Annotated in this window: 3 protein-coding genes; 2 read left to right on the top strand and 1 reads right to left on the bottom strand. The window is 50.5% G+C overall.

Annotated elements, in window-relative coordinates:
• Both AC1DUA_RS35830 and AC1DUA_RS35825 read left to right on the top strand, forming a co-directional pair.
• Nucleotides 1–949: glycoside hydrolase family 2 TIM barrel-domain containing protein (locus tag AC1DUA_RS35830; RefSeq protein WP_477504269.1), on the top strand; the 949-nt coding region annotated here is incomplete at its 5' end.
• A 20-nt stretch (nucleotides 950–969) separates the two neighbouring features.
• Nucleotides 970–1236 carry a hypothetical protein gene (locus tag AC1DUA_RS35825; RefSeq protein WP_477504268.1) on the top strand — a complete coding sequence of 89 codons (267 nt, stop codon included), beginning with the start codon at nucleotides 970–972 and terminating at the stop codon, nucleotides 1234–1236.
• Nucleotides 1237–1288: 52 nt separating this feature from the next.
• Here AC1DUA_RS35825 and AC1DUA_RS35820 read toward each other — a convergent pair.
• Nucleotides 1289–1852 (bottom strand): APH(3') family aminoglycoside O-phosphotransferase (locus tag AC1DUA_RS35820; protein WP_477504267.1); only part of this gene is annotated, 564 nt, incomplete at its 5' end.

The raw sequence follows: 1852 nt of genomic DNA, 5'->3' as shown, positions 1-1852 counted from the left end.
CGACCGTACAGGATTTCGAACTGTTGCCGTCGACAACGGCCAGATCCTGTTGAATGGGAAAAAGCTCTATCTGCAAGGAGTTAACCGGCACGAGGAGCATCCAGAGTGGGGTTTTGCTTTCCCGCCTAAGCTCATGCTGAAAGATCTTTCGATTTTGCAAGATTTAGGCTGCAACATCGTACGCGGCTCGCATTATCCGCAAAGCCAGTTCTGGATGGATCTGCTGGATGAACACGGCATGCTTTTGTGGAGCGAGATTCCGATGTGGGGCTGTTTTATGAGTATAGAAACGCTGGCTAGTCCTCTTTTTGCAGAGCGTGGCGTTAAGATGCTGGATGAAATGATTACCCGCGACTATCATCATCCATCGATTATTTTCTGGGGAGCTCATAATGAAATTGATACACGCACGACGGAAGCGCTTGAGCTTACGAAAAAGTTTGTAGGCAAAATCCGCAGCATGGACGAAAGCCGTCTAGTCACCTACGCTACTATGCACCCAGTGGAGGATATCGTCCTGTCTTACTTTGATGTCATTGGCATCAATAAATATTACGGCTGGTACGAAGGGAACGTAACCGGATTCCGCGATATGCTGCAAAATTACTATCGCAATGCCGAAGCGCAAGGCGCCGGGGACAAGCCTCTGATCATGAGCGAGTTCGGTGCAGCCGGTATTTTCGGAGACGCAGGCTGGGAACCACGCTTGTTCAGCGAAGACTACCAGGCTGACGTTGTGCAGCAGGCGCTGCAAATTTTCCGCGAGGATCCGCGCATCGTCGGTACGCTGATTTGGCATTTCGCTGACATCCGCGTCGATGTGCGCAGTGACCGCCCTTATTTCCGCGATCGCGCGCGGAGCTTTAACAACAAAGGACTGCTGAACGAGTACCGCAAGCCTAAGTTGGCTTACCGGATAGTGAAGGAAATCTATCGTTCGCAGCGATAGTAAGTAGGGACCCTGCCTTGGTGGCTGGGTCCCTTTTTTGGTGCAGGCTCGGCGAAGCGAAGGCGAGCGCGGCGAGAGACGAAGGAGGCGAGAGCAAGGACGGCGAAGCGAAGGGGAGCGCGGCAGGATGTGCGGGCAAGGACGGAGAAGCGATGGGGAACTACAGGGCGTTATTTGAGCAAAACAGCTGTTTTCTGCCTGAGAGCGGAACTACAGGGTCTTATATGCCCTCGGATGGCTGTCTGTCAGCCGAATTCGATCAAATAGCGGAACGTAGTTCCCACTGAGCTGTAATATAGCCATTTTCCGAGCAAATAGTGGACTGTAGTTCCTCTTCTTTTAAAAAAACTCATCCATGAGTTGATAGTAGTAGACTTTTGCCTCATCTAACTCTGTTAGTCCATAAGCGTCCAGGAAAGTTTGCACATACGCATTGCCAAAGTTATATCGGATACTTCGGATCGCTAGGGCTACATCCTGATACCGGTCTGCAACTCCTGCCCTGCCCCAGTCAATAAAACCGTGAACCTTTCCATCCTTGAGGATGATATTGGGTAAACAGTAGTCGCCGTGCGTAAAGACCAAATCTTCGGTTTCCGGCTTTAGGTGCAGGAGCTCCTGTGCTAAATCTCCCGCCGTGCGTCCTTCTCTTTGTTGGTCGAAATCATCTTCATCAACAAGCTGCTGCTCCACTCGTCTTCTGGCTTCCACAATCTTCGCATCCAGCGTTTGGTCAAAAGGGCATCCCTCAACGGGTACTTCATGTACTGCTCTAAGTCCAATGGCTAATTGCTGCATTAATTGCGGCAGCATCTCTTCATAGGATTTGTCCGAGGCGTTGACTCCTTCGATCTCAGTCATTAGCAAGTATTCATTGGCATCGTCTTGTCCATAATAAACGAC

The sequence above is a fragment of the Paenibacillus sp. 01T422 genome (genome assembly GCF_056398785.1).
Note: the sequence above shows the minus strand (reverse complement) of the source record. Positions and strands in the feature narration are given on the sequence as shown.